The sequence below is a fragment of the Virgibacillus sediminis genome, from assembly GCF_042643265.1.
Classification (GTDB): domain Bacteria; phylum Bacillota; class Bacilli; order Bacillales; family Amphibacillaceae; genus Virgibacillus_O; species Virgibacillus_O sediminis.
The window spans coordinates 113,019-139,147 of sequence record NZ_JBHRRZ010000003.1 but is presented as its reverse complement, the minus strand read 5'-3'; the positions used below and the strand labels follow the sequence as shown (position 1 = coordinate 139,147).

The following is a 26,129-nucleotide window of genomic DNA, read 5'->3' as shown; positions in this document are numbered from 1 at the left end:
GGATATATTCCATGGTCCGTTTTTTTATTACAAAATTTCCTTTCATGAAATATAAATGTAATAATTTTTTAGCTAAAAATGCTGTCGATAAATGATATAATGTAGAAGTGATTTGGAGAGAGAGCAAATAATAAATACAGAATTAATTACAGCACAAGAGACTACAGCAAAAAGGTGAGCTAAATTTATGATTTTAATGAAGGATGTCTATAAGACGTATGCCAATGGAGTGACCGCTTTAAATGGCATCAGTATTGACATAAAACAAGGGGAATTCGTCTATGTTGTCGGCCCTAGTGGAGCCGGCAAATCCACTTTCATAAAACTTATATACAGGGAAGAAAAACCTACAGATGGAACAATTTTAATAAACAATAAAGACTTGGCTACATTAAAGGAAAAAAAGGTTCCCTATCTGCGCCGCGAAATTGGTGTCGTTTTTCAGGATTTCAAGCTGCTTCCGAAACTCTCAGTCTATGAAAATATTGCCTTTGCTTTAGAGGTGATAGGAGAGTCGCCACAGAAGATCCGTACAAGGGTCATGGACGTATTGGAACTTGTTGGCCTGAAGAATAAAGCAAGATTCATTCCAGATGAACTTTCGGGCGGGGAACAGCAGCGGGTGTCGATTGCCCGGGCCATCGTCAACCGTCCGAAGATTGTGATTGCCGATGAACCGACAGGCAACCTGGATCCGGAGACCTCATGGGAAATCATGAAAACATTCGAGCAAATCAATGCACAGGGAACAACCCTTATCATGGCTACACATAGCAGGGAAATTGTGAACTCTATGAAAAAGCGAGTGATCGCCATCGAAGACGGATTGGTGGTCAGGGATGAATACAGAGGTGAATACGGCTATGAAATTTAGTACTTTGACGCGGCATCTGCGGGAGGGTGCAAAAAATATCTTCCGTAACGGCTGGATGACGGTAGCCTCTGTAGGAGCAGTTACAACGACCCTCATTTTGGTCGGTGCATTTATAGCCCTGATGCTGAACATTAACCAGATGGCTACCAATATAGAAGACGATGTACAGGTGAATGTGCTTATTGACCCTACCTTGGATGAAGAAGAGATAACCGCCCTTGGTGACCAGATCGCTGAAATTGAAGGGGTTGAGTCGGTGGAATTTTCATCCAAAGATGAACAACTGGAAAGTCTCGTCGAAAGCATGGGGGAAGAAGGGCAGGCCTGGCAGCTGTTTGAACAGGAAAATCCGCTGAATCATGCCTATGAAGTCCATGCACAGAACCCGGAACAAACCGGCTCTGTAGCCGAGGCTATTCAAAAGCTTGAAGGGACCCAAGAGGTCAACTATGGCCAGGAAGTTGTCCAACAGTTATTTGAATTTAACCAATATGCCAGATATATCGGCTTGGCTTTGATTATTGGTTTGTTGTTCACAGCAATCTTTCTGATTTCCAATACTATCAAAATTACGATTATGGCACGAAGCAGGGAAATCGGGATTATGAAATTGGTTGGTGCAACCAATGGTTTTATCAGGTGGCCATTCTTTATTGAAGGCCTGCTTCTGGGCGTATTGGGATCGATCATACCTATTGCTGTCATCATGACAGGCTATTATTTCTTAGACAATAATTTGAGCGATAAAATAAGCTTCAGTTTTGTGGAGATTCTGCCATTCAATCCGTTTGCCTGGCAGCTGTCCTTGATCATCTTTGTCATCGGGGCAACTATCGGAGTATGGGGCAGTGTGATGAGTGTCCGGAAATTCCTCAAGGTTTAATTTAGAAGGAGAAGCAGGTTCCGCAATGCTAAGAAGAGCTGATGAACTAAATGCAGATTATCTATGCAGTTTAACTTTTAGGCAATGGAAGGGGAAGCAATACAATGAGGAAAGTCTTATCAGGATTACTAGCAGTCGCTTTAGCAACTGCCGGTGCCACCACAAATATGAGCGCTGTATCCGCTGGGTCGGTTGAACAAAAACAACAGGAAATCAATGAACTTGAAAAGAATAATAGTGAAATAGAGCAGGAGAGGGAGAGTCTTCTTGAAGAAAAAGAGAAGACGGAAAAAAAGCTGGAAGAAAACCAGAGTGAGCAGAAAAGTGTTTCAGAAAAGCTCGCATCTCTTGAAGAAGATCTCAACAAGACAAACACCAAAATTAGCGAAAAAGAGCAGGAAATTGACGATACAAATGAAGAGATTAAGGACCTCAATAACCGTATTGAAGAATTGAAAAAGGAGATCAAGGTTCTTGAAGAACGAATTGCTAAAAGAGAGGAACTGCTGAAAGAGCGTCTCCAGTCGATTCAGCAAAACGGCGGACCGATGAATTATATGGAAGTGATCTTTGGAGCTCAGAGTTTCAGTGACTTCATTAACAGGTCTACGGCCGTGAATACCATCATGGATTCCGATAAGCAAATCATGGAAGATCAGCAGGCAGACAAGCTTGCTTTAGAGGATAACAAGAAAGAAGTGCAAGACAGTAAAAAAGAAGTGGAAAATAAGAAGCTTGCCTTGGAAAAGCAGAAAGAAGAGCTTGAAACATTAAAAACACAGCTTAAAGAACAAAGCAAAGAGCATGAAGCATTGCTCGCTGAGCTGGAGGAAGAGCATGACCACTTAGAGGAAATTCATCTGAGTGCGGAGGAGAGACAAGAGATTCTTGCTGCAGAAAAAGAAGCCAATGAAAAGGCAATCGCTATGGCCCAGCAAGAGCAGCGGGAGCTTGAACAGCTTGCAAAAGAGGAAGAAGCGCGTAAAAAAGCTGCACAGGAAAAGGCGGATAGGGAGCGCGAACAGAAGGCACAGGCATCAACTGAAACAGCCAGTGCGGATTCCTCTGCTCCATCCACTTCAAACAGCAAGCCAAGCAGCAATTCTCGTTCAGCTGCTGCTTCAAGTTCTAAGACAAGTTCCAATAACGGCGGCATCTTTATGCATCCAGCACCAGGAGGAGTTACCTCTACATTCGGTCCGCGGAAATCCCCGGGAGGGATAGGTTCGACCAACCATAAAGGGGTGGATTTTGCAGTCAGTACTGGAACTCCACTTAAAGCTCCGGCAGATGGTGTTGTCAGCAGGGCCGGCAGATTGGGCGGGTTCGGAAATGTCATTATGATTTCCCACCATATTAACGGAAAGAGCTATACAACAGTCTCTGCTCACTTAAGCAGCATGTCCGTATCTAAAGGCGATACAGTCAGCAGGGGAGAAGTAATCGGCGCTACAGGGAACACGGGCAACTCAACGGGACCTCACTTACACTTTGAGGTGCATGTTGGAGGATATGGAAATCCGGTAGACCCTATGCCATATCTACAATAATTTTTAAATGAATGGATGAAGAAGGCATCTGCCATTATGGCATGATGCCTTCTTCTATAATAAAGTAAGAAAATGAAAGTCTTAGGCCCTTTTTCATTCAATCAGCTGGAATACTAACGAGCAGCTTCAATTAATGGCATGATCGTACCTAAGTGGACGCTCATGCCTTAATTTGGCAGGGAAAATGGATAAAACCATAGTCATTGTTAGAATATAGTGGTATGCTTTTTATACGAAAGATATAACAGAGGTGAAAAAATGAAACAAAGATTGCCGCAAATTTTATTAGCTGTTTTAGGTGCTGTAGTTCTCTTGGCAGGCGGCGTCTATGCGGGTATTCAAATTGCAGGGCCCGATAACAGTAATCCCAGCCAGGAAATCATTGAAGCCATTGAATCATCTGAAACGGGTGCTATCAAGGGTTCCAGTGGTGATGGTCAAATGCAGAAGATTAGCCAAGCATTCGGGATAATTCAGCAGAATTATCTGGAAGAAGTTGACGATAAGCAGTTGGTAGAAGGAGCGATTGAAGGGATGCTGTCCACGTTGGATGATCCGCATAGCTCCTATATGGATATAGAAATGATGGAACAATTCGATGAGCAGATTGAGTCCTCCTTTGAAGGTATCGGTGCCGAGGTAAGCATGGTGAATGACATTGTCACCATTATAGCCCCGATAAAAGACTCACCAGCCGAAAAGGCGGGAATCCGTCCGAATGATCAGGTGCTTTCTGTTGACGGAGAAGATTTGCAAGGATTGAATCTTAATGAGGCAGTAGCGAAAATCCGAGGGGAAAAAGGAACAGAAGTGGTGCTGGAAATAAAGCGGTCCGGTGTGGAAGATTCATTTGAAGTGACGATCACTAGAGATGAAATTCCGGTGGAGACAGTATACAGTAATATGGAAACAGTGGATGGAAAAAAGACGGGTATAATTGAAATAACGAATTTCAGTGAGAATACAGCCGATGAATTTACCGAACAGTTGGAGGCATTGGAAGCGGATGGGATGGAAGGTCTTGTCATAGATGTCCGGGCAAACCCAGGCGGGCTGTTGAACGTGGCTGAAGAAATACTATCCCTATTTGTTCCTTCTGATATCCCATATATTCAGATAGAAGATCAGAATGGCGAAAAACAGCCTTACTATTCTAATTTGGAGGAGAAAAAGGATTACCCAATTAGTGTAGTTATTGATGAAGGAAGTGCGTCTGCTTCGGAAATCCTTGCAGTGGCTATGAAAGAGCTTGGTTATGATGTTGTCGGCCGGACAAGCTATGGCAAGGGAACTGTTCAGCAGGCTGTACCATTAGGGGATGGCAGTTCCATCAAACTTACCACCTTCAAATGGTTGTCACCGAATGGGAACTGGATTAATGAGGAAGGTGTTGAACCTACCATTGAGGTATCACAGCCTGATTACTTCTACACCAGTCCTGTGCAAGTAGAGGAGCCGTTTACCTTGGATCAGACAGATACTGCTATTTCCAATGTACAGCAGATGCTCAAGGGTCTTGGCTATGAACCAGGCCGGACCGATGGCTATTTCAGCGTGGAGACGGAGGAGGCTGTCAGCCAGTTCCAGTCTGAACACGAGTTGGAGCCTACTGGGGAAGTCGACAAAGAAACTGCTGGAGTCTTGGAAGCGGCTATTGTGGAAAAGATTCGGGAAGGAAACGACGACAGACAGTTGGAAAAAGCGATGGAAGAGTTATATCAATAAAAGATCCGCGGGACTCCCGCGGATCTTTCCGTTTCATCTTCTTTACGTGAAAGCTGTTCTGCTTTATTCTACAGAGTGTAAATAATTTCTACAGATTTTGCAGGAGAAAAATCTTTAAGCAGCGAATAGTACATTTAGCAAAGATTCGCTTGATTATTTTGGAAGGTGAGATAAATGATACAGGACTGGCTCCATGAATTGCTATCAGCCGCAGGGAAGCTGTTTATTCATCCGCTGACCTATTGGGCGATATTATTAATACTGATATCGGGCTATGTAAGGATAAAAAGAGAAAGAAAAGATTTCGGTGTTAAAGTCTCTCCTCTGTTTACGGAATGGAGGCATACTTGGAAGATTTCTATCGGTGCGGGGTTCCTGCTTTCCATGATCAATTTAGGAGCAGGAATGGTTTTTCAGTTTGAAACCATACTGCTTCTAGGATGGATTACCCTTCTTTTGTCACTGCCATACCGATTTACCCTGCTATCACCGGCGTATACCCTGGGGATTACCTATTTGCTGCTTCTTCTGCTTCCCATCGGGGATCGCTTGTTCTTTGGTGGCACCATGATAGATGGACTGCAACAGGTCAACCTTTTGGGAATTGTCTTGTTGCTTGGAATTCTATTAATCATAGAGGCTTTGTTAGTTCGGAGGGCCGGACAGGAGGGCTTTCCAAGGTTGATTCCCGGCCGGCGCGGCGGGTGGATAGGACAACACCATCTAAAAAAGATGAGTATTATTCCCTTTTTCACTCTGGTACCGATGGGAGCGATTACGCCTTTTGCTGATTTTTGGCCTTATTTCTCTATCGGAGGGGAGTCCTATGGTCTGGTGCTTATTCCCTTTTTGCTAGGATTTGATTATGGGGTGAAAAGCAGGCTGCCCCAACAAGCAGCTGGTAGCCTGTTCAAGGCAACTCTTTTATTGTCTTTGCTGGTTTTGCTGCTTGCAGTTGGCGGTATCTATCAATCATTGCTTATTTTCGTTGCAGCAGCTGCAGCTATTATAGGTAGAGAATATATCAGTTACCGGCACCGCATAAGGGAAAGGAAAGGTCAGCCGTACTTCCGAAAGATGGGAAACGGGTTACGTGTTCTAGGAATTATTCAGGGAACACCGGCTGATCGCATGGACATTGGCGTAGGGGAAACGATCACCAAAGTAAATGGCCGAAAAGTAGATACAGAAGAGGGTTTTTATCAAGCTCTACAGGGCAGCGGAGCCTATTTTAAATTGGAAGTATTGAATGCGTTCGGTGAAATGAGGTTTGTCCAAGGTGCTTTTTATGAGGGAGACCACTATGAGCTTGGATTAGTCTTCGTGACCGGGCCGCACAGGGAAAGATAGCCATTGCTGTATGCCAGGATGGCTTTTAAATAGTTAAGAAAGTATGATCATTGGGGAGTACGCTTCCATTTTTAAAGAGGACTAGGCATTTCGACTCAGGGTGTGCGTTGGCATATTCTGCAGAAGGGTTATGTGGTCATTGCTCCGGTGAGCAACCCGCCATTGCTCTGGTAGAACCGCATCTTGCCGACTGGCCGCCCTGTTTGGTTGTTCGCATAAGCTGTCATACGTTGTTCACAAATGAGCATGAATAAGTGAGGCAAATCACACGTGGGAAAATATAGGCCATTTATACTATAGATGAAGATAAAAATCAACCATTCAATCCAGTGGATGGCAGGTTATAACAACGGTTGAGTGGTCGGAACTTTTATCTACCATATAACCATGGAGTGGTAAAAATGCTGAAAAAAATTGTTTTCGGTATCATAGTCGGTTTTGGAGCGCTCGCCGTTATGTTATCCGTATTCATGGAAATGGATCATCCGAATGAACAGAGAGATGAAGTAAAGGCAGAAGAAAAACAGGAAGTGGAGGAGGCAGCCCAAGTAATTGCACCCCATCAACATTTAAATCAAGAACCGGTTCCGGTGGAGTTGGAAAGAGATGGGTCAGATGTTTTTATCAAAATGACCTCTCAAATTACTGATATTGAAATAGAACCAGGCAACACGTATAAGGCTTGGACGTTCAATGGAGAAGCCCCAGGCCCATTAGTAGTAGTGAAAGAAGGAGATACCATCCATTTCACACTGGATAACCTGGACCCCGCTATTCCGCACAGTATGGATTTCCACGCCGTCCACACTGCTCCTGATAAAGGATTTGCGGATGTGGCACCGATCCAGTTTTGTCCCATATAGCCAATGGCATGCACGGGGTGATCATTGTCCAGCCTGATGAGGGTTACCCGACAGATGGGGAAGTGGACCAGGAATATGTGATCATCCAAAATGAATGGTATAAGTATAATGATTTGGAAGATATGATGAACAATGTACCTTCTCAGGTAGTATTCTCTACGAAAGCCCTGAATGATCATCAATTGAATACGAATGGAACCGTTGCTTCTATAGAAGAAGAGCCGCTCACAGCCAAAGTCGGGGATAAAGTCCGATTCTATATCAATAATGTAGGTCCAAATGAAGTCAGCTCTTTCCATATGATTGGAACTATATTTGATGACGTCTATATAGACGGAAATCCGGCGAACCATATGGAAGGATTACAAACATTAATGCTTCCGGCCAGCTGTGGAGCAGTGGCTGAATTTACGGTGAAAGAAGCAGGAGACTACCACTTCGTTACCCATCAATTCAACCATGTTGCGAAAGGAGCCAAGGGAAGACTCCTTGTAACGGAATAACTGCCTGATCTAAAAAGCCTTCAGTTTATTGCTGAAGGCTTTTTGCAATCAGAAAATGGGCTTTAACCAATTGATACATCAAGACAGGTTTTGAGCGTTTCTTTTGCAGGGAATGTAGAAGGCAACGGTTTTTTGCCTGGCAGGAAGGGTATTATGTTAGTAGCCAGTTAAAGCAGAACCATCGAATGTTCGTTCGCAAGTATGTTAAAATATATAATTATCTATGATAAACTAGGTGTAGGATAAGAACGGAGGCTTTACAAGTGAAAGAAAATAAGTTTGAGCTTGTTTCCAAATACGAACCGTCAGGGGATCAGCCCAATGCCATACGGGAAATCACCGAACGGGTATTGGCTGGCCAGCGCCATCAAACGCTACTTGGCGCGACCGGAACGGGAAAAACGTTTACAATGTCCAATGTAGTGAAAGAGATTAATCGTCCAACCTTGGTGATAGCTCATAATAAAACGCTGGCGGGACAATTGTACAGTGAGTTCAAAGAATTTTTTCCTAACAATGCAGTAGAGTATTTCGTCAGCTATTATGACTATTATCAGCCTGAAGCCTATGTGCCTTCCACCGACACATTCATCGAAAAGGATGCGAGCATCAATGATGAAATTGATAAACTGAGGCACTCTGCGACATCAGCCTTGTTCGAACGGAATGATGTACTCATTGTAGCCAGTGTCTCATGCATCTATGGCCTAGGTTCCCCGGAAGAATATGGAAGCCAGGTACTCTCCCTCCGAATGGGGATGGAGAAAGACAGGGATAAGCTGCTGAGGGATCTTGTTGATATACAATATGCACGAAATGATATTGATTTCAAGCGCGGTACCTTCCGTGTAAGAGGAGATTCGGTGGAGATCATACCAGCCTCGCGCGAGGAGCATTGTATCCGGATAGAGTTCTTCGGTGATGAAATTGACAGAATTCGAGAAGTGGACGCCCTGACAGGCGAGATTGTCGGAGACAGAGAACATATTGCCATCTTCCCGGCTTCCCACTTCGTTACCCGTGAAGAGAAAATGAAACTGGCTATTGCCAATATAGAAAAGGAATTGGAAGAAAGACTGGAAGAACTGCGGAGCGAGGATAAACTGCTGGAGGCACAGCGGCTGGAACAGCGCACCAACTATGATTTGGAAATGATGGAGGAGATGGGCTTTTGCTCTGGGATTGAAAATTACTCCCGCCATTTGACACTCAGGGAATCGGGTGCCACTCCCTATACGCTGCTGGATTATTTCCCGGAGGACTCTTTGACCATCATCGACGAGTCCCATGTCACCCTTCCACAGATCCGTGGTATGTATAATGGGGACCAGGCAAGAAAACAGGTGCTGGTGGATCATGGTTTCCGCCTGCCATCTGCGCTTGATAACCGTCCACTTAAATTCGAAGAGTTTGAGAAATCGACCAATCAGCTGGTGTATGTATCAGCCACACCAGGTCCATATGAAATGGAACACTCTCCTGATATGACGGAACAGATCATCCGGCCGACAGGTTTGTTGGATCCGGAGGTGGAAGTCCGGCCGATTGAAGGGCAAATAGATAATCTAATCGAAGAAATAAACAAACGCACAGAGCGGAACGAGCGTGTACTCGTGACTACTCTTACCAAGAAAATGTCTGAGGATCTGACCGATTACCTAAAAGAAGTCGGCATCAAGGTGGCCTACCTCCATTCCGAAGTAAAAACCCTCGAACGAATTGAACTGATACGCGATTTGAGGGTCGGCAAATATGATGTATTGATAGGAATCAACCTGCTGAGGGAGGGGCTGGACATTCCGGAAGTATCCCTGGTCACCATCCTGGATGCTGACAAAGAAGGTTTCCTTCGTTCGGAACGGTCGCTTATCCAAACGATGGGGCGTGCAGCCCGTAATGAAAACGGCCAGGTCATTATGTATGCGGATAAAATCACCCAGTCCATGCAGGCGGCAATCGATGAAACCAACAGGCGTAGGAAAATTCAAATGGAATATAATGAAAAACATAATATTACTCCTACTACCATCAAAAAAGATGTAAGAGATGTAATCCGCGCAACAGTAGCTGCAGAAGAGCAGGAAGAATATAAGGAAAAACCAAGCTTGACCAAGCTGTCAGCCAAAGAAAAAACGAAAGTGATAGAACAGATGGAAAAAGAAATGAAAGAGGCCGCCAAGTCTCTTGACTTTGAAAAAGCGGCTGAGCTGAGGGATGTTATTCTCGAGCTTAAATCAGGAGCCTAACTATAAAGCTAAGAAGGTGAACATATGCCTAGTAAATCTATTCAAATTCAAGGAGCCAGAGCTCATAACCTAAAAAATATCGATGTAACGATTCCTAAGAATAAATTAGTAGTTCTAACTGGGTTATCAGGCTCCGGCAAATCTTCCCTGGCCTTTGATACCATCTATGCAGAAGGCCAAAGGCGTTATGTAGAGTCTCTTTCCGCTTATGCACGCCAGTTCTTGGGACAGATGGATAAGCCGGATGTTGATTCGATCGAAGGTCTGTCTCCTTCCATTTCTATAGATCAGAAGACGACGAGCAATAACCCCCGATCAACAGTTGGAACAGTAACCGAGATCTATGATTATCTCCGGCTGCTGTATGCTAGAATCGGCCGTCCTACATGTCCGAAACACGGCATTGAAATTACTTCTCAGACCATCCAGCAGATGGTGGATCGCATTCTGGAATACCCGGAGAGGACCAAGATGCAGATCTTGGCTCCTGTAATATCAGGCCGCAAAGGAGAACATATCAAAGTACTGGAGAAATTGCGTCAAGAAGGATATGTGCGTGTTCGGGTGGATAATGAAATACGGGATGTGTCCGAAGATATACAATTGGAGAAGAATAAAAAGCATTCCATTGAAGCGGTAATCGACCGAATCGTCGTAAAAGAAGGAATTACAGGGCGTCTTACTGATTCGATAGAGACGGCCCTTGCACTGGGTGATGGGAAAATCATTGTCGACGTGATTGGGCAGGAGGAATTGCTGTTCAATGAAAATCATGCCTGTCCTATCTGCGGTTTTTCCATCGGTGCGTTGGAGCCGCGGCTGTTCTCCTTCAACAGCCCATTTGGCGCGTGTCCGACCTGTGATGGGCTCGGGACCAACCTTGAGGTGGATCCTGAGCTGGTGATCCCCGATTGGACTCGCACCTTAAGTGAACATGCCATTGCAGCTTGGGAACCAATAAGCTCCCAATATTACCCACAGTTACTGAAGGCTGTCTGTGAGCATTATAAGATTGATATGGATACCCCAGTTAAAGATCTGCCTAAAGATCAAATGGATATAATCCTGCATGGCAGCAGCAAGGAAAAAATTCATTTTCATTATGTGAATGATTTTGGAAATGTCCGCGATAATATGATCTATTTTGAAGGGGTACTGAACAATGTAGAGCGGCGCTATCGTGAAACTACTTCTGATTTCACCCGGGAAACGCTGGAAAAATACATGGCACAAAAGGATTGCCCCACTTGTAAAGGCCACCGCCTTAAGCAGGAAGCCCTGTCCGTACGGATCAATGGCATGCACATCAGTGAAGTGACCCGTTATTCCATTGCCGAAGCAATAGACGTTCTCTCCAACCTGGAATTAACGGAAAAAGAAGAACAGATTGCGAAACTAATATTGAAAGAGATCAATAATAGATTGGAGTTCTTGAATAATGTTGGTCTAGACTATCTGACGATGGCTAGGGCGGCGGGAACCCTTTCTGGAGGGGAAGCACAGCGGATCCGCCTGGCTACACAGATTGGCTCTGCACTGACAGGTGTGCTTTATGTCCTGGATGAACCGTCCATCGGCCTCCATCAGCGTGATAATGACCGGTTGATTGCCAGTCTAAAGAAGATGCGGGATCTGGATAATACGTTGATTGTAGTGGAGCATGACGAAGATACCATGGCAGCAGCAGATTGGCTGATTGATATCGGCCCTGGTGCGGGAGAACACGGAGGGCAGATTGTTGCCAGCGGGACACCGGAAGAGGTCATGAACAATAAACAATCCCTTACTGGGAATTACCTATCCGGTGAGAAGTTCATCCCATTGCCATCCAACAGGCGCAAACCGGATAAAAGAAAAATTGAAGTGACTGGAGCATCCGAGAATAACCTCAAAAATGTAACAGCCAAGTTCCCACTCGGACTTATGACAGTTGTTACAGGTGTTTCAGGTTCCGGTAAAAGCACGCTTGTCAATGAGATTCTTTATAAATCACTTGCGAAAGAACTTCATAGAAGCAAGCAGAAGCCCGGAAAACATAAAAAAGTAACAGGTACCGATCATATTGACAGAGTGATTGATATAGACCAATCCCCGATCGGGAGGACACCAAGGTCCAATCCGGCGACATATACCGGTGTTTTCGATAATGTACGGGAAGTATTCGCACAAACTAATGAGGCCAAAGTACGTGGTTATAAGAAAGGCCGGTTCAGCTTTAACGTCAAGGGCGGCCGGTGTGAGGCCTGCCGCGGCGATGGAATTATTAAAATCGAAATGCACTTCCTGCCGGATGTCTATGTACCATGTGAAGTATGCGACGGCAAACGATATAACAGGGAAACATTGGAAGTGAAATACAAAGGAAAAAGCATAGCGGATATACTGGATATGCGTGTGGAAGAAGCCTTGGACTTCTTTGCTGCCATCCCGAAAATTAAACGTAAGCTGCAGACCGTTTACGATGTGGGTCTCGGCTATGTCAAATTGGGACAGCCTGCAACGACATTGTCCGGGGGCGAGGCCCAGCGGGTGAAACTGGCCAGTGAGCTCCATAGGCGTTCGCACGGCAAGTCCTTCTATATTCTCGATGAACCTACGACCGGCCTGCATGCCGATGATATTAAGCGGCTCCTGTCCGTTCTTCAGAGGTTAGTGGAAAATGGAGACACCGTACTGATTATTGAGCATAATCTCGATGTGATTAAAACGGCAGACCATATCATTGACTTGGGGCCAGAAGGCGGAGACAGGGGAGGCCAGATTATTGCAGCAGGGACCCCAGAGCAAATTGGCGAAGAGGAAGAATCTTATACTGGCCGGTATCTTAAGCCGATACTGGAAAGGGATCGGAATCGGATGGCAGAAGTAGTTGCAAGGAAGGAAAAAGTCAGCACGGAGAAGTAATTAGGAGGCAGCAGGTCAGGGAGCTTGCTGTCCTCCCTATTTTATATGTGCTGAATTTTTGACGCTTTTAGCTCCTTCCGATAAGGTTATAAGAAGAAGTGTGCAGGGATGGAGGTAAAAGAATGAAGCCAATTGATATGGAAAAAGTGCAGGAAACCCTGAATCAGTTTATTGATAAACAGGTCTATGTACATCTGGAAACAACAAATGGCGCTTATGCGAGTCACTTCAATGATAAAGCATATAACGTAGGTGCTTATATACGAAATGCACAGGTATCCTTCAACCAGGCAAAGATTGTCGGTAACGGCAGTACATACCGTGTCGGGTTAAAGATGGAGATAGGGTGGATTTATGCGGAAGGACTTACCGATTGGGTAATGCAGACGGAGAACCAGCTGCTAATGGCCGGACATGACCGGGAAGGGCGGCTGATGGTAGCATTACAGATTAGCGAAACACCTTTTAAGTATTGATTACTTACAGAAAGCTGGGTGAGATAAATGGAAAAGCATGTGGTTGTCATCTATCCACATCCTGATGATGAATCGTTTGGTGCTGCTGGCACGATAACACAGTTTCGTGAACAGGGTGTACCGGTAACCTATCTATGTGGGACTCTAGGAGAAATGGGCAGAAATATGGGAAGCCCTACTTTTGCCAACAGGGAGACACTTCCAGAAATCCGCAAAAAAGAGTTGAAAAATGCGTGTGAAGTACTTGATATGGAGCTGAGGATGCTTGGATATAGGGATAAGACTCTGGAGTTCGAGAATCGTAGTGAAGTAGCAGAACATTTAAAGGGAATTTTGGAGGAAATTAACCCAAGTCTCGTTATTACCCATTATCCGGATCATGCTGTCCATCCGGATCATAATGCATTGGGAGCGGCCGCTGTCGAAGCCGTACGGCGGATGGACCCGGAGAAAAGGCCTGCTGTCTGGGCGCAGGCTATCACCAACAACTACTTGGAAGAGTTGGGGAGGCCGGACGTTATAAATGATGTTAGCAAGCAGTTTGAAAAGAAGATGGAGGCTGTGTTTGCGCATGACTCCCAGGCAGCACCCATGTTGGGCGGCGGAAAAGATGAGAAAGATGTCATGGAGTATGCCCGTCAAATGTTCAGCAAGGAAGCGTTTTTTATCTGGAAATATGAATAAACCGGAGCCCTTTTTGCGTAATTTTATGCGGAAGGGCTCTTTACAATGAGCAGGAAGAAATGTGTTAAATAATAAGATGAAACCTTTTGACAGAGTGATTCGTAGTCTAGGAAGGTGTTCACCAGGACAAAGCAAAACCAGATGGAAGGAGATAGATATATGAAAAAACTGTACCGTTCCGAAACAAACAGAATGCTTGCAGGGGTTATTGGCGGTCTTAGTGAGTATATCAATATGGATGCTACTATTCTCCGTCTCTTATTTGCAGTACTTCTAATCACCACTGGTTTCACTGTGGGGCTGATTTATGTGGTTGCTGCTTTTATTATACCGAATGAGAGGGACATATACTGATGTTGCTCGGATGGTTGGTTTCCCTGGTACTCAATGCTGTGGCTTTGATAGTGGTAGCACAGTTATTTGGCTCCTTCCATTTGGAAGGGTTCGGGGCAGCCCTGTTGGCGAGCTTCATCCTAGCGATTCTTAATCTGATTGTTAAACCTATCCTGATTGTCCTAACTTTACCGATCACGTTGATCACTTTTGGGCTGTTTTTGTTTGTTGTCAATGCGGTTACCCTGATGATTGCCCAAAGTTTGATGGGGCCGTCTTTCACAATAGATGGGTTCGGCATGGCAATTATCGCGTCCATCGTCATTTCCGTGCTGAACCTTCTGCTTAACAGCTTAATCAAAGACTCTATGAGATAATCGCAGGCTTGCCTGCGATTTTTTCTGCCTGGCAGCCTGGTTGAAAACTTTTTTGGAAGAGTACGCTGGATTTACAATAGTTTTTTTCTGAATTAAATATGCTACAATAAAAGACAGTCAGATGGCCTTTAAAGGAGGGGTTAGAATGTCGATAGTGAGGACAAAGGATTTATTGGCTAATTTTAATTTGAAATTAGTCGCCGGAGAAGATGGAATACATAGAGAAATCATTACAAGCGATCTGTCCCGGCCTGGGATAGAGATGACGGGCTATTTCCGCTTTTATCCCAAAGAGCGGCTGCAACTGATCGGAAAGACGGAAATGGCTTATTTCCTTGAATTGACGGAATCACAGCAACGAGATCGAATGGAACAGTTATGTACCGATATTACACCTGGAATCGTCATCTCCAGAGGGATGGAGATTCCTCAAACCATGATAGACGCTGCCAATAACGGCGGGGTGCCGATTCTCCATTCACCAAGAAAGACGACAAGAGTCATCAGCAGGCTTACCAATTATCTGGAATCCAAGTTTGCTCCTTTTACCGCTATTCACGGGGTATTGGTGGACATAAACGGTGTAGGTGTGCTGATCACCGGTCAGAGTGGTGTCGGTAAAAGTGAAACTGCACTGGAACTGGTCAAGCGTGGACATCGACTGGTTGCTGATGACAGTGTGGAAATCAGACAGGAGGACTATGATACACTTATCGGAAATTCTCCAGCTTTAATTGAACATCTGCTGGAAATACGCGGTTTGGGCATCATCAATGTCATGACGCTGTTTGGAGCGGGATCAATCAGGAATTACAAAAAGATTTCTTTGATTGTGAATTTGGAAAACTGGGATGAAAAGAAGCAGTATGATCGGCTGGGATTGGATGAAGATACCATGAAAATCATGGATGTCCATCTGCCAAAAGTAACCATCCCTGTCAGGCCAGGGAGGAACCTTGCCGTCATTATAGAAGTGGCTGCAATGAACTTTCGCCTTAAAAATATGGGTATCAACACGGCTCAAGAATTTTCGGAACGCTTAACTACCATGATAGACCATGAAAAAAATGAAGAAGAGTAGGAGTGAGTATATTTGTTGGCCAGTACACAACCTCTTGACCCGGTATTTCTGGAGCTTGGACCGCTAACTATCTATTGGTATGGCGTCATTATAGCTGCTGGAGCATTTCTGGGTATATATTTAGCCTCTAAAGAGGCAGATCGGTTGGGATTGGAAAAAGATATACTTATTGACTTTATCTTTTTTGCCATCCCCGTTGCCATCATCTCGGCTCGCATTTATTATGTGATATTTGAATGGGAAAACTATGTTGGAGGACCTTGGTGGGATATTTTTGCCATTTGGGAAGGCGGAATTGCTATCCATGGGGCCATCATTGGCGGAGTCCTGACGGCTGTCATCTATACACGGAAGCGAAACATCTCCTTCTGGCAGCTTGCAGATATAATTGCTCCCAGTCTCATCCTTGGCCAAGCAATCGGCCGGTGGGGAAATTTTATGAACCAGGAAGCTCATGGCGGTCCGGTTTCCGAGACTGTATTCAATAATTTCCTTCAGTACTTGCCGGATTTTATCCTCAATCAAATGACAATTGATGGGACACTGTATCATCCGACATTCTTGTATGAGTCTATGTGGAATGTCCTGGTATTCGTTCTGCTTATCCTGTTAAGAAAATTTAATCCTCTTCGTGGGGAAATATTCCTTACATATGCTATCAGTTATTCGATTGGCCGATTCTTTGTGGAGGGTCTGCGGACAGACAGTTTATACTTCGGAGATATCCGTCAGGCGCAGTTGATTTCCATCCTTATAATTGTCACGGCTATTGCGTTGATTATCTATCGGCGGTTTAAAGGAGGGATCCCGCGTTACAACGATGTCCCATCCAAAAAGAAATCAAAAACAAATAAAAAAGCTAAAAAACCGAAGAAGAAAAAGTAAGCTAGGAATGAGGGATATAGATGAGAGGAATAATGGGGAGGGGATTGCAGCAGGGATTGAGTACGACTTGGACACTGGGGAAAATTATCTTTCCCATTACTCTTATCGTCACCATCCTGCAATACACCCCCGTTCTCCCATGGTTAATTGAAAAACTATCACCGCTAATGGGACTGCTCGGGCTTTCGGGGGAAGCGGCAGTCCCATTGGTGCTTGGAAATGCATTAAACCTATATGCTGGCATTGCAGCAATCGTCTCCTTTGAATTTACTGTCAAGGAAGTATTTATCCTGGCAGTCATGCTGTCTTTTTCACATAACCTGTTTATCGAATCTGCAGTAGCTTCGAAGGTGGGGATTAATTTATGGGTCATTCTGCTTACCCGTATCACTCTTGCTCTTACATCTGCTATCGTTATTAATTTTGTGTGGAATGGGGGAGCAGAGCAAGCGCAATATGGGTTGATCAATGCATCAGAGGAAAGCCCAAGTGGGTGGGGGGAAATAGCCATACAGGGCTTGGAGACTGCGGGAATGGGAGTGTTCCAACTCGCTCTCATCGTCATTCCGCTAATGGTCATCATGCAGTACCTGCGGGAAAAGGGCTGGCTGGATGTGTTCTCCGACAAACTCGCGCCCTCTTTAAAAATACTTGGGATGGAAAGAAATACATCTATGACCATGGTGGCAGGCTTGACCATCGGACTTGCCTATGGGGCAGGATTAATGATTCAGGCAGTCAAAGAGGATGGAGTGTCCAAGAAAGATATGTATTTGGCCATGATCTTCCTCGTTTCATGCCATGCAGTAGTGGAGGACACACTTGTCTTTATTCCTCTCGGCATACCAGTATGGCCTTTGCTTATCATCCGTATTGTTACAGCTGTAGTGCTGACTATGGTTATCGGCCACATTTGGAAACGCATAGAAGTTCAAAAAAGAAGGGAAACAGGAAATGAGCATTCATACCATACTCTTTGATCTCGACGGCACGTTAATCGACACCAATGAACTAATTATGGCTTCTTTCAGCCATACACTTTCTGAATTCAATCACTCATTTACACGAGAACAGATTATGGAATTCAATGGGCCTCCGTTGATGGATACCTTCATTAATATAGATCCAACAAAGGCGGATCAGATGGTTGCGGCATATCGCGGGCATAACCATGCCAACCATGACAGTTATGTAACAGCCTTCCCACATGTAAAAGATACCATCCTCCAGCTGAAAGAAAAAAATTTCAAGCTTGGAATTGTATCGACTAAAATGAGGGCTGGGGTAGACATGGGGCTGACTGCAGTTGGACTTGACGGCTGTTTCGATGCCATTGTTACCTATGATGATGTCAACCATCCTAAGCCACATGCAGAACCGGTGCTTAGAGGCATGGAGCTGCTCGGTGGCGACCCGGCAACGACTCTTATGGTCGGGGACAATTATCACGATATTGAATCGGGGAAGAATGCAGGGGTAAAGACTGCAGGTGTAGCATGGGCCCATAAAGGAAAAGAGAGGCTTCTTTCCTACCATCCTACATACATGCTGGATGATATGCGGGACTTGCTGAAAATAACCGGGGTGAAGTAATATGCGACGGACAGATAGATACTATGTCAAAGGCAGCAATTCATTATGGCAGATTTATAATACTGTGTCTTTCTGGAAAATGGTTAAAAACTTCGTGGTCATCCAAACTGCTAGATATACGCCGTTCTTGGGAGTAAAGAACTGGCTGTACCGCAATCTTTTGAGAATGCATGTCGGAAAACAGACGGCATTTGCTCTAATGGTCATGCCGGATGTAATGTTCCCGGAAAAAATCCGTATTGGCGAAAACACAGTAATTGGATATAATACCACCATCCTAGCCCATGAATATTTAATAGAAGAATACCGGATTGGAGATGTCGTCGTCGGAAATAACGTGTTAATTGGTGCAAATACCACCATCCTCCCCGGTGTGGAAATTGGCGACAGGGCAATCATCTCTGCAGGCAGCCTGGTGCATAAGGACGTACCGGAAGGAGCTTTTGCAGGAGGGAATCCAATGAAAATCATCTATACAAAAGAGCAAATGGAAACTAGGAACAAGAATATACCATTAGACGAATAGTAATACCAGATAACCGTAAGGCGGATGGCTTCCTGTCCAATTCCCGCTTTATGGTTTTATTTTTTGCGGAAAGCCGAGAAGGTAATTAGTTTTAGGGGAATAGGGTAAATATATCTATAGGATTCCACCGATAAGGAGTGTCAGAAATGACGAATTTTTCAAGCTTCGAACGAAAATCCTCTTTCAAACGGCTAGAGGAGGATATGTTGGATGTATTGGTGATCGGAGGGGGCATTACTGGTGCTGGGATCTCCTTGGATGCTGCCACCAGGGGAATGCGGACAGCAGTACTGGAGATGCAGGATTTTGCTGCGGGCACATCCAGCCGCTCGACAAAGCTGGTGCATGGCGGATTGCGTTATTTAAAACAGTTTGAAGTCAAGGTGGTGTCGGAGACTGGCAGTGAAAGAGAGGTAGTCTATGAAAACGGGCCCCATGTGACAACGCCTGAATGGATGATGCTGCCTTTTTATAAAGGAGGCACCTTCGGCCCGCTGATGACCAATATCGGCCTGCGCATCTATGATTATCTTGCCGGGGTGAAAAAAAGTGAGAGGCGAACCATGTTCAAAGCAGGTGAAGCCCTGGAAAGAGAGCCATTGTTAAGAAGGGATGGACTAAGCGGGGCAGGCTACTATGTGGAGTATAAAACAGATGATGCCCGTTTAACAATAGAGGTTCTAAAGAAAGCCGTACAAAAAGGCGCTGTGGCATTGAATTATGCGAAAGTCACAGAATTTATATATGACGAATCCAATAAACTATGCGGGGTAAAAGTACAAGATGAAATATCAGGCAGGGTGCATAAGGTATATGCTAAGAAAATTGTTAATGCAGCTGGACCCTGGGTGGATGATCTCAGAGAGATGGATGGATCGACTAACGGCAAGCATCTACTTCTCTCCAAAGGGGTTCATCTTGTATTTCCTAAGGAAATATTTCCTCTACAACAAGCGGTTTACTTTAATGCTCCCGATGGCAGAATGATATTTGCTATTCCAAGGGAGAATAAGACATATGTGGGTACGACGGATACAGCTTACGACGGCAGCAAACAACACCCAGTTATGACGGAGAAGGATCGAGATTATTTACTCGATGCCATTCAATATATATTCCCATCCTTGGGTCTTCAAGCGGATCATGTGGAGTCAAGTTGGGCTGGTATTCGCCCCCTTATTGCTGAAGAGGGAAAAGACAGTCCCGGTGAAATTTCCAGAAAGGATGAAATCTTTGTCTCGGAATCCGGCCTTATATCCATCGCTGGTGGAAAGCTTACAGGCTATCGTAAAATGGCCGAAGAAGTGATAGATAATGTATCCGAGCATTTCAAGGAAGAAGGTATTCTCTACTCCGGGTCGGAGACAAAAAATTTGCCTATTGCAGGAGGAGAAGTAGGCGGGTCGAAGGGGTTCACTGATTTTAAAAGACGGAAGTTGGAACTAGGAAGAGCACTTGGTATGGAAGAAAGTAAGGTCATGAAGCTAGTGAAAAACTATGGTGCCAATGTCGATCTGATTTTTGATCTTTTTCTAGAGAGACAAGAGGAAGCAAAGAGGGCAGGGATAGATCCCCTAGTATTTGCAGAACTTCTCTATTGTATCGAACATGAAGCAGTGTATAAGCCTGCAGATTTCTTTGTAAGGAGGACAGGTGCCCTGTTTTTTGAAATCAACTGGGTAAAGGCCCATAAAGACGCTGTCATCCCGTATATGGCAAAAGTTCTTCATTGGAGTGAAATACAGCAAGAGGAATACAGCCGTGAGCTTGATCAACTTCTCCATGATGCTGTCAACCCGATAAAAGAGGATATATAATTCCCCCATTAAATATGGTATACTCTGTACGTATGTGTAATGAATACTAGGGGGACTCCACCTATGCAGCAAGTTGAAAAGAAACGTAAGAGTGAAAATAAAATTATTCCCTTCATTCCCGAAGGCGACTTTTATTTCACCAAAGGCGTTGAAGCATTTCAAAAAAGAAAATTTGATATAGCAGAGAAATGGCTGAAAAAAGCCATGGAAGCCAAGCCGTTCGAGCCATTATATGCATGCCAGTTATCCGTGGTCTATACGGAGACAGGCAGTTACCATAAGGCGAATCAATTATTGACCAACGTGCTACAGGCTAGCGAATATGCTGACTGTTATTATTTAATAGCCAATAACTATGCACATCTGGGTCTGCTGAATGACGCCAGAAAGCATGCCAATATCTATTTGGAAAAAGAACCGGATGGGGATTTTACCGAAGAGGCAAATACACTTCTTGAACTGATAGACATTGATGAAGATGACATGGATGAGGATAATTGGGACTTGGAAGAAGAAGATGACCTTCTTATTTATCAAGAGACCATCTTTTATCATATGGAAAACAAAGAATGGGAGCAGGCATTGCCTTTAATTGAGGATATGATGCTGATCTTTCCGGAACACAGAACAGCCGTACACGAACATGCGTATGCCCTTTTCTTTACCGGGGAGGAAGAGCGTGCCGTTGAAATTGAACAACAGGCAAATTCGGAGGATCCCGATAATTTATACAGCCATACGAACCTTGCTTTGTTTTATCACCAACTTGGAGAGGAAGAAAAAGCAAGGCATCATATTAATGTATTGCAGAATGTATATCCCATCCATGAACAGCAGAAGTTGCGGATTGCTGTTACTTTGGCCAAAACTGGACATTATATGGAAGCATATCAACGCTTCCGTCCGCTTATGAAAAATCAAATGAAAAGCCACTTGTCCTATTTCCAATGGTATAGTATTGCATCCTATAGGGTCGGCGAACCTTCGAAAGCCCTATCCCTGTGGGAGGAAGGCTGCAAGCGGCATCCGAAGCTTTCCAAAGAGGAAGGCCCTTGGAAAATGATATAAGCAGAATGATGGACGAAAACAGTTATTTTTATTAAGCTAAAGGTGCTTTGAATACTGAACAAGAAAGGGCGATTACTATGTCCGACGAACGTATATATGATGTAATAATTGCAGGTGCCGGGCCTGCCGGCATGACAGCAGCCGTTTATGCTTCACGCGCTAATTTGGATACCCTTATGATTGAGCGTGGAATACCGGGCGGCCAGATGGCAAATACCGAAGAGGTAGAAAACTATCCCGGCTTTGACCATATTCTGGGCCCTGACCTATCCAATAAAATGTTTGAACATGCAAAGAAATTCGGGGCAGAATATGCCTACGGCGATATCAAGGAAGTAACCGATCAAGGGGATTACAAAACAATAATCGCTGGTAATAAAGAATATAAAACCCGCTCCTTCATCATCACTACTGGAGCCCAGTATAAAAAACTCGGGATACCGGGTGAAGAGGAACTTGGCGGCCGCGGAGTCTCCTACTGTGCAGTTTGTGACGGGGCTTTCTTTAAAGGAAAAGATCTGGTAGTCATCGGAGGCGGAGACTCAGCTGTCGAGGAAGGCATCTATTTGACCCGCTTTGCAGAGAAGGTAACTGTCATCCACCGTCGAGATGAATTGCGAGCCCAAAAAATTCTGCAGAATCGGGCATTCGACAATGATAAAATAGAATTTATCTGGGATACGGTGGTCAATGAGATAAATGGACCAGAAGGAAAAGTGAGCAGTGTCACCCTTGAGAACGTAAAGACAGGTGAAATACGTGATTTTGATGCCGATGGCGTGTTTGTTTACATTGGCATGGTGCCATTAAGTGAACCATTCCAGTCACTTGGAATTACTAATGAGGATGGCTATATTCCTACAGATGAAAATATGGCTACAAACATTCCGGGCATTTTCGCTGCAGGCGATATTCGGGAGAAAGACCTTCGACAGATTGTGACAGCTACCGGGGATGGCAGTATTGCAGCCGAGGCAGCCATTAAGTATGTCGAAGATTTGCAAGAGGAAATTAAAGCAGGGAATTCCTAGAAATATGAAGTGGGATTTACAAGAAGTAACCGGTTTTTAATGTACCTGTAATACACTCGCAACAATAGTTGGTTACAATAGAAATAACTAATTGACCCCCTTTTAATAAATAAATTAGTTTTTTGGCACAGGTGCCCAGCGCCTGTGTATTTTTTTGGGTGTTTCGCAGAGGATTGTCCGGCTGTGTCGAAATAATGTCCAGCCATAAATATCCCCTGTTGATTTATTTTTTTTCATTGTATAATAGGGAGTAATGGATGCAAAGATCAAAAGAATAACTCAGCCAATATGCTGCATAAATATAAATAGGAAACAATCGGGTCGTGCCTTCAGGGTGTTACGGATCTACTAAAGGGGAGATAGAGATGAGAAACGGCGAAAAAGAAACCAAATTGGTGATCATCACTGGGATGTCCGGAGCGGGCAAGACAGTTGCCGTCCAAAGTTTTGAGGATTTGGGTTATTATTGTGTGGATAATCTTCCGCCGACATTACTGCCAAAATTCCTCGATCTGATGAGGGATTCCAATAATAACATCCGCAAAGTGGCAATTGTCATGGATTTGCGAGGAAGGGAGTTCTTCGATTCATTAGTGGAAGCTCTGGATACTCTGGGCAAGGAAGATTGGCTGGAAGAACATATTATCTTCTTTGATGCCAAAGACGAAAAGCTTGTCAGCAGATATAAAGAGACGAGGAGATCCCACCCCTTGGCCGTTGAAGGTTTGCCGCTTGATGGAATCAGGAAGGAAAGGGAGCTTCTCGATGAATTGAGAGGGCGTTCCCATCGAATCATCGATACGACTAGCCTGAAGCCTAAAGAACTAAGGGAAAAGATAGTAAAAGTGTATGCGGAAGAAAAGCAGGCTGTTTTTTCTGTTCAAATGGTGTCTTTCGGTTTCAAATACGGACTTCCAATTGATGCAGACCTTGTATTTGATGTAAGGTTTCTCCCGAATCCACATTATGTCTCCCATCTTCAGCCGATGACTGGATTGAACAAAGAAGTTTCGTCCTATGTGTTCAAATGGGGAGATACGAAGGAATTCACCTCAAAAGTCTTCGATCTCCTTCAATTTATGCTGCCGCAATATAAAAAAGAAGGAAAATCACAACTGGTGGTTGCAATCGGTTGTACAGGGGGTCAGCACCGTTCTGTAGCGCTTGCGGAGTATTTTGCCAAAGAGTTGTCGCCTGACTATATAGCACATGTGACACATAGGGATATTGATAAAAGAAAGGGACATTAATATGACGGAGGAGAACAAGCCCCAGGTGGTTGTCATCGGTGGTGGAACGGGTATGCCTGTTCTATTGCGAGGCCTAAAGGATTTGCCTGTTAATCTGACAGCGATTGTGACAGTTGCAGATGACGGAGGTAGTACCGGAAGGCTGAGAAGCGAGATGGATATTCCGGCTCCCGGGGATATACGTAATGTAATAGCTGCACTGTCCGATGCAGAACCGATGCTAGTCGACTTATTTCAGCATCGCTTTGCTGTCGGCAATGGCCTCTCCGGCCATTCAATGGGCAATCTTTTGCTTGCGGCGATGACTTCAATCACTGGGGATTTCAACAATGGAATCAAGGAAATTTCCCGTGTGTTGAACGTCAAGGGGAAAATTTACCCGATCTCCAATGACAATATGTCCCTCCATGCAGAAATGGAAGATGGAACCATTGTTTCTGGCGAATCGAATATCCCCCTTTCCAAAAAGCGGATTAAAAGGGTATTCCTCAGGCCGCAGCCGGTAAAGCCGCTGCCTAATGCTATTCGGGCTATAAAGGCAGCAGATTTGGTTGTAATAGCCCCGGGCAGTCTGTATACGAGCATCCTTCCTACATTGATCATGCCTGAAATTGATCAGGCCATCAGCAGCAGTAAAGGAAAGGTTGTATATGTTTGCAATGTGATGACACAGGAAGGTGAAACAACAGGTTATACGGCTTCAGAGCATGTAGAGGCTATAACCAGCCATATTGGACAGGGTACTGTAGATGCCATCGTCGTCCATAACGAACCGATCCGCAAGAAAGTCCGGGCGGTCTATGCCGAGGAGAATGCTGAACCTGTATTATATGATACTGATCGTCTTCGTCAGATCGGACTTCAGATTATTGAGGGAGATATCATTGACCACTCCAAATCAACTATTCGCCATCACACGGAAAAGGTATCTAAACTGTTGTATTCCATTATAAAGAAGAATAGTTAAATATTTAAGCCAACGGAGATATTTACAGTTAGTGGGAAGGAGGGGGACTATTTGTCTTTTGCCTCAGAAATCAAGAAAGAATTGACAGCGATGGAAGTGGAAGAATGCTGTATCCAGTCGGAACTTGCAGCCTTGATACGTATGAATGGAGCTTTATCCGTTTCCAGGCAGAATTTTGTTTTAGATGTACAGACCGAAAATGCGGCCATCGCAAGGAGAATATATACATTAATAAAATCGCTTTACTCTATTCCCGTGGAACTTTTGGTGCGGAAAAAGATGAAGTTGAAAAAGAATAACGTCTATATTGTGCGGATGAAGGAAGACGTTAAACATATGCTGACAGATCTGGGTATCTTTGAGGAGCCGTACAGGCTGGTACGAACGATATCCAATAAGTTCCTGGAAAAACCATGCTGCAGAAAGTCATACCTGCGGGGGGCCTTTTTGGCAGGCGGTTCCATCAATAACCCGGAAACTTCCTCTTATCATCTGGAAATTTTCAACTTCCACCAAGAACATAATGATGCTTTATGTGAACTGCTGAATGAATTTGGTCTGAATGGAAGAAAGCTGGAGCGCAAAAACGGCTATATCGTTTATTTGAAAGAAGCGGAAAAGATTACAGCATTCCTAAGTGTTATCGGGGCCCACAATGCGTTATTTAAATTTGAGGATGTCCGGATTGTGCGGGATATGAGAAACTCTGTCAACCGCCTAGTCAATTGCGAGACAGCCAACCTCAACAAAACTATAGGAGCAGCATTCCGCCAAATTGAAAATATCAAACTGATCGAACAAACAGTAGGCCTTGATCAACTGCCGGAGAAATTGCAGGAAATAGCCAAATTGAGGGTGGAACATGAGGATGTTACACTGAAAGAACTTGGTGAACTGGTATCGACTGGCAAAATTTCAAAATCCGGCGTCAATCACCGATTGAAGAAGATCGATGAGTTTGCAGAGAAAATCAGGCAGGGAAAAGCACCGGCAACGAAATGATTCATTTTGCAAGAGGTTCATGATATAATACAGGTAAATTAAAATATCATAATAATTTTACATGCCATAGAAATCGGCAGTTCCAGCTTTGGGCAGGAGCTGTCGATTAACTACAATATGGTCTGGCAGCGCTTACGAGTA

Annotated in this window: 22 protein-coding genes and 1 pseudogene; all 23 read left to right on the top strand. The window is 44.4% G+C overall.

All coding sequences use genetic code 11. The features are described 5' to 3' along the window. Positions 1–187: 187 nt before the first annotated feature. The 23 genes and pseudogenes from ftsE (at position 188) to whiA (ending at position 25,988) form a co-directional block, all read left to right on the top strand. A complete protein-coding gene (gene ftsE, locus ACFODW_RS02585) occupies positions 188–874 on the top strand; it encodes a cell division ATP-binding protein FtsE (RefSeq protein WP_390302507.1) in 687 nt (228 codons plus the stop codon). Continuing rightward, on the top strand, positions 864–1,757 hold the full coding sequence (gene ftsX / locus ACFODW_RS02580) for a permease-like cell division protein FtsX (RefSeq protein ID WP_390302505.1): 894 nt from the start codon (positions 864–866) through the stop codon (positions 1,755–1,757). Before ftsE ends, ftsX begins: the two co-directional genes overlap by 11 nt. 104 nt (positions 1,758–1,861) lie before the next feature. After that, complete coding sequence (locus ACFODW_RS02575) at positions 1,862–3,307, top strand: murein hydrolase activator EnvC family protein (protein ID WP_390302502.1); 1,446 nt, start codon at positions 1,862–1,864, stop codon at positions 3,305–3,307. A gap of 258 nt (positions 3,308–3,565) precedes the next feature. Further along, on the top strand, positions 3,566–5,032 hold the full coding sequence (locus tag ACFODW_RS02570) for a S41 family peptidase (protein ID WP_390302499.1): 1,467 nt from the start codon (positions 3,566–3,568) through the stop codon (positions 5,030–5,032). A 174-nt stretch (positions 5,033–5,206) separates the two neighbouring features. Next, complete coding sequence (locus ACFODW_RS02565; protein ID WP_390302496.1) at positions 5,207–6,382, top strand: PDZ domain-containing protein; 1,176 nt, start codon at positions 5,207–5,209, stop codon at positions 6,380–6,382. A 455-nt stretch (positions 6,383–6,837) separates the two neighbouring features. Next, positions 6,838–7,748 (top strand): annotated as a pseudogene (locus ACFODW_RS02560) (multicopper oxidase domain-containing protein). Positions 7,749–8,011: 263 nt separating this feature from the next. Continuing rightward, a complete protein-coding gene (gene uvrB / locus ACFODW_RS02555) occupies positions 8,012–9,994 on the top strand; it encodes an excinuclease ABC subunit UvrB (protein WP_390302493.1) in 1,983 nt (660 codons plus the stop codon). Positions 9,995–10,018: 24 nt separating this feature from the next. Then, positions 10,019–12,898, top strand: a complete 2,880-nt coding sequence (uvrA, locus tag ACFODW_RS02550) for an excinuclease ABC subunit UvrA (RefSeq protein ID WP_390302490.1) — start codon at positions 10,019–10,021, stop codon at positions 12,896–12,898. A gap of 122 nt (positions 12,899–13,020) precedes the next feature. Continuing rightward, complete coding sequence (locus ACFODW_RS02545; RefSeq protein WP_390302487.1) at positions 13,021–13,374, top strand: YojF family protein; 354 nt, start codon at positions 13,021–13,023, stop codon at positions 13,372–13,374. Positions 13,375–13,401: 27 nt separating this feature from the next. Further along, on the top strand, positions 13,402–14,058 hold the full coding sequence (bshB2, locus tag ACFODW_RS02540) for a bacillithiol biosynthesis deacetylase BshB2 (RefSeq protein ID WP_390302484.1): 657 nt from the start codon (positions 13,402–13,404) through the stop codon (positions 14,056–14,058). A 159-nt stretch (positions 14,059–14,217) separates the two neighbouring features. Then, positions 14,218–14,412, top strand: a complete 195-nt coding sequence (locus tag ACFODW_RS02535; RefSeq protein ID WP_390302481.1) for a PspC domain-containing protein — start codon at positions 14,218–14,220, stop codon at positions 14,410–14,412. Further along, positions 14,412–14,768 (top strand): phage holin family protein, encoded by a 357-nt coding sequence (locus tag ACFODW_RS02530; RefSeq protein ID WP_390302478.1) that lies wholly within the window; start codon positions 14,412–14,414, stop codon positions 14,766–14,768. The genes ACFODW_RS02535 and ACFODW_RS02530 overlap by 1 nt, the downstream gene beginning before the upstream one ends. A 145-nt stretch (positions 14,769–14,913) precedes the next feature. Further along, positions 14,914–15,849, top strand: a complete 936-nt coding sequence (gene hprK, locus ACFODW_RS02525; protein WP_390302474.1) for an HPr(Ser) kinase/phosphatase — start codon at positions 14,914–14,916, stop codon at positions 15,847–15,849. 12 nt (positions 15,850–15,861) lie between these two features. After that, positions 15,862–16,734, top strand: coding sequence for a prolipoprotein diacylglyceryl transferase (gene lgt, locus ACFODW_RS02520; protein WP_390302471.1), 873 nt, complete (start codon positions 15,862–15,864; stop codon positions 16,732–16,734). Between the two features lie 20 nt (positions 16,735–16,754). Continuing rightward, positions 16,755–17,714: a nucleoside recognition domain-containing protein gene (locus ACFODW_RS02515; RefSeq protein WP_390302468.1), complete on the top strand. Its 960-nt coding sequence runs from the start codon at positions 16,755–16,757 to the stop codon at positions 17,712–17,714. Next, positions 17,689–18,327 carry a pyrophosphatase PpaX gene (gene ppaX / locus ACFODW_RS02510; RefSeq protein ID WP_390302465.1) on the top strand — a complete coding sequence of 213 codons (639 nt, stop codon included), beginning with the start codon at positions 17,689–17,691 and terminating at the stop codon, positions 18,325–18,327. Before ACFODW_RS02515 ends, ppaX begins: the two co-directional genes overlap by 26 nt. Position 18,328: 1 nt before the next feature. Then, positions 18,329–18,853, top strand: a complete 525-nt coding sequence (locus tag ACFODW_RS02505) for an acyltransferase (protein WP_390302462.1) — start codon at positions 18,329–18,331, stop codon at positions 18,851–18,853. A 146-nt stretch (positions 18,854–18,999) separates the two neighbouring features. Further along, positions 19,000–20,670 carry a glycerol-3-phosphate dehydrogenase/oxidase gene (locus ACFODW_RS02500; protein ID WP_390302459.1) on the top strand — a complete coding sequence of 557 codons (1,671 nt, stop codon included), beginning with the start codon at positions 19,000–19,002 and terminating at the stop codon, positions 20,668–20,670. 63 nt (positions 20,671–20,733) lie between these two features. Continuing rightward, on the top strand, positions 20,734–21,738 hold the full coding sequence (locus tag ACFODW_RS02495) for a tetratricopeptide repeat protein (RefSeq protein WP_390302456.1): 1,005 nt from the start codon (positions 20,734–20,736) through the stop codon (positions 21,736–21,738). A gap of 77 nt (positions 21,739–21,815) precedes the next feature. Further along, on the top strand, positions 21,816–22,769 hold the full coding sequence (gene trxB / locus ACFODW_RS02490; RefSeq protein WP_390302453.1) for a thioredoxin-disulfide reductase: 954 nt from the start codon (positions 21,816–21,818) through the stop codon (positions 22,767–22,769). A 365-nt stretch (positions 22,770–23,134) separates the two neighbouring features. Then, positions 23,135–24,019 (top strand): RNase adapter RapZ, encoded by an 885-nt coding sequence (gene rapZ, locus ACFODW_RS02485; RefSeq protein ID WP_390302450.1) that lies wholly within the window; start codon positions 23,135–23,137, stop codon positions 24,017–24,019. Between the two features lies 1 nt (position 24,020). Next, the gene (locus tag ACFODW_RS02480; protein ID WP_390302447.1) at positions 24,021–24,986 is read left to right on the top strand and encodes a gluconeogenesis factor YvcK family protein; all 966 of its coding nucleotides are present in this window, start codon (positions 24,021–24,023) and stop codon (positions 24,984–24,986) included. A 51-nt stretch (positions 24,987–25,037) separates the two neighbouring features. Then, positions 25,038–25,988: a DNA-binding protein WhiA gene (gene whiA, locus ACFODW_RS02475; protein WP_390302444.1), complete on the top strand. Its 951-nt coding sequence runs from the start codon at positions 25,038–25,040 to the stop codon at positions 25,986–25,988. Positions 25,989–26,129: the final 141 nt, after the last annotated feature.

Bases quoted from the DNA above. Each gene is read 5' to 3' on its own strand.
- ftsE (WP_390302507.1), top strand. From the start codon at position 188: ATGATTTTAATGAAGGATGTCTATAAGACGTATGCCAATGGAGTGACC.
- ftsX (WP_390302505.1), top strand. From the start codon at position 864: ATGAAATTTAGTACTTTGACGCGGCATCTGCGGGAGGGTGCAAAAAAT.
- ACFODW_RS02575 (WP_390302502.1), top strand. From the start codon at position 1,862: ATGAGGAAAGTCTTATCAGGATTACTAGCAGTCGCTTTAGCAACTGCC.
- ACFODW_RS02570 (WP_390302499.1), top strand. From the start codon at position 3,566: ATGAAACAAAGATTGCCGCAAATTTTATTAGCTGTTTTAGGTGCTGTA.
- ACFODW_RS02565 (WP_390302496.1), top strand. From the start codon at position 5,207: ATGATACAGGACTGGCTCCATGAATTGCTATCAGCCGCAGGGAAGCTG.
- uvrA (WP_390302490.1), top strand. From the start codon at position 10,019: ATGCCTAGTAAATCTATTCAAATTCAAGGAGCCAGAGCTCATAACCTA.
- ACFODW_RS02545 (WP_390302487.1), top strand. From the start codon at position 13,021: ATGAAGCCAATTGATATGGAAAAAGTGCAGGAAACCCTGAATCAGTTT.
- bshB2 (WP_390302484.1), top strand. From the start codon at position 13,402: ATGGAAAAGCATGTGGTTGTCATCTATCCACATCCTGATGATGAATCG.
- ACFODW_RS02535 (WP_390302481.1), top strand. From the start codon at position 14,218: ATGAAAAAACTGTACCGTTCCGAAACAAACAGAATGCTTGCAGGGGTT.
- ACFODW_RS02530 (WP_390302478.1), top strand. From the start codon at position 14,412: ATGTTGCTCGGATGGTTGGTTTCCCTGGTACTCAATGCTGTGGCTTTG.
- hprK (WP_390302474.1), top strand. From the start codon at position 14,914: ATGTCGATAGTGAGGACAAAGGATTTATTGGCTAATTTTAATTTGAAA.
- ACFODW_RS02515 (WP_390302468.1), top strand. From the start codon at position 16,755: ATGAGAGGAATAATGGGGAGGGGATTGCAGCAGGGATTGAGTACGACT.
- ppaX (WP_390302465.1), top strand. From the start codon at position 17,689: ATGAGCATTCATACCATACTCTTTGATCTCGACGGCACGTTAATCGAC.
- ACFODW_RS02505 (WP_390302462.1), top strand. From the start codon at position 18,329: ATGCGACGGACAGATAGATACTATGTCAAAGGCAGCAATTCATTATGG.
- ACFODW_RS02500 (WP_390302459.1), top strand. From the start codon at position 19,000: ATGACGAATTTTTCAAGCTTCGAACGAAAATCCTCTTTCAAACGGCTA.
- ACFODW_RS02495 (WP_390302456.1), top strand. From the start codon at position 20,734: ATGCAGCAAGTTGAAAAGAAACGTAAGAGTGAAAATAAAATTATTCCC.
- trxB (WP_390302453.1), top strand. From the start codon at position 21,816: ATGTCCGACGAACGTATATATGATGTAATAATTGCAGGTGCCGGGCCT.
- rapZ (WP_390302450.1), top strand. From the start codon at position 23,135: ATGAGAAACGGCGAAAAAGAAACCAAATTGGTGATCATCACTGGGATG.
- ACFODW_RS02480 (WP_390302447.1), top strand. From the start codon at position 24,021: ATGACGGAGGAGAACAAGCCCCAGGTGGTTGTCATCGGTGGTGGAACG.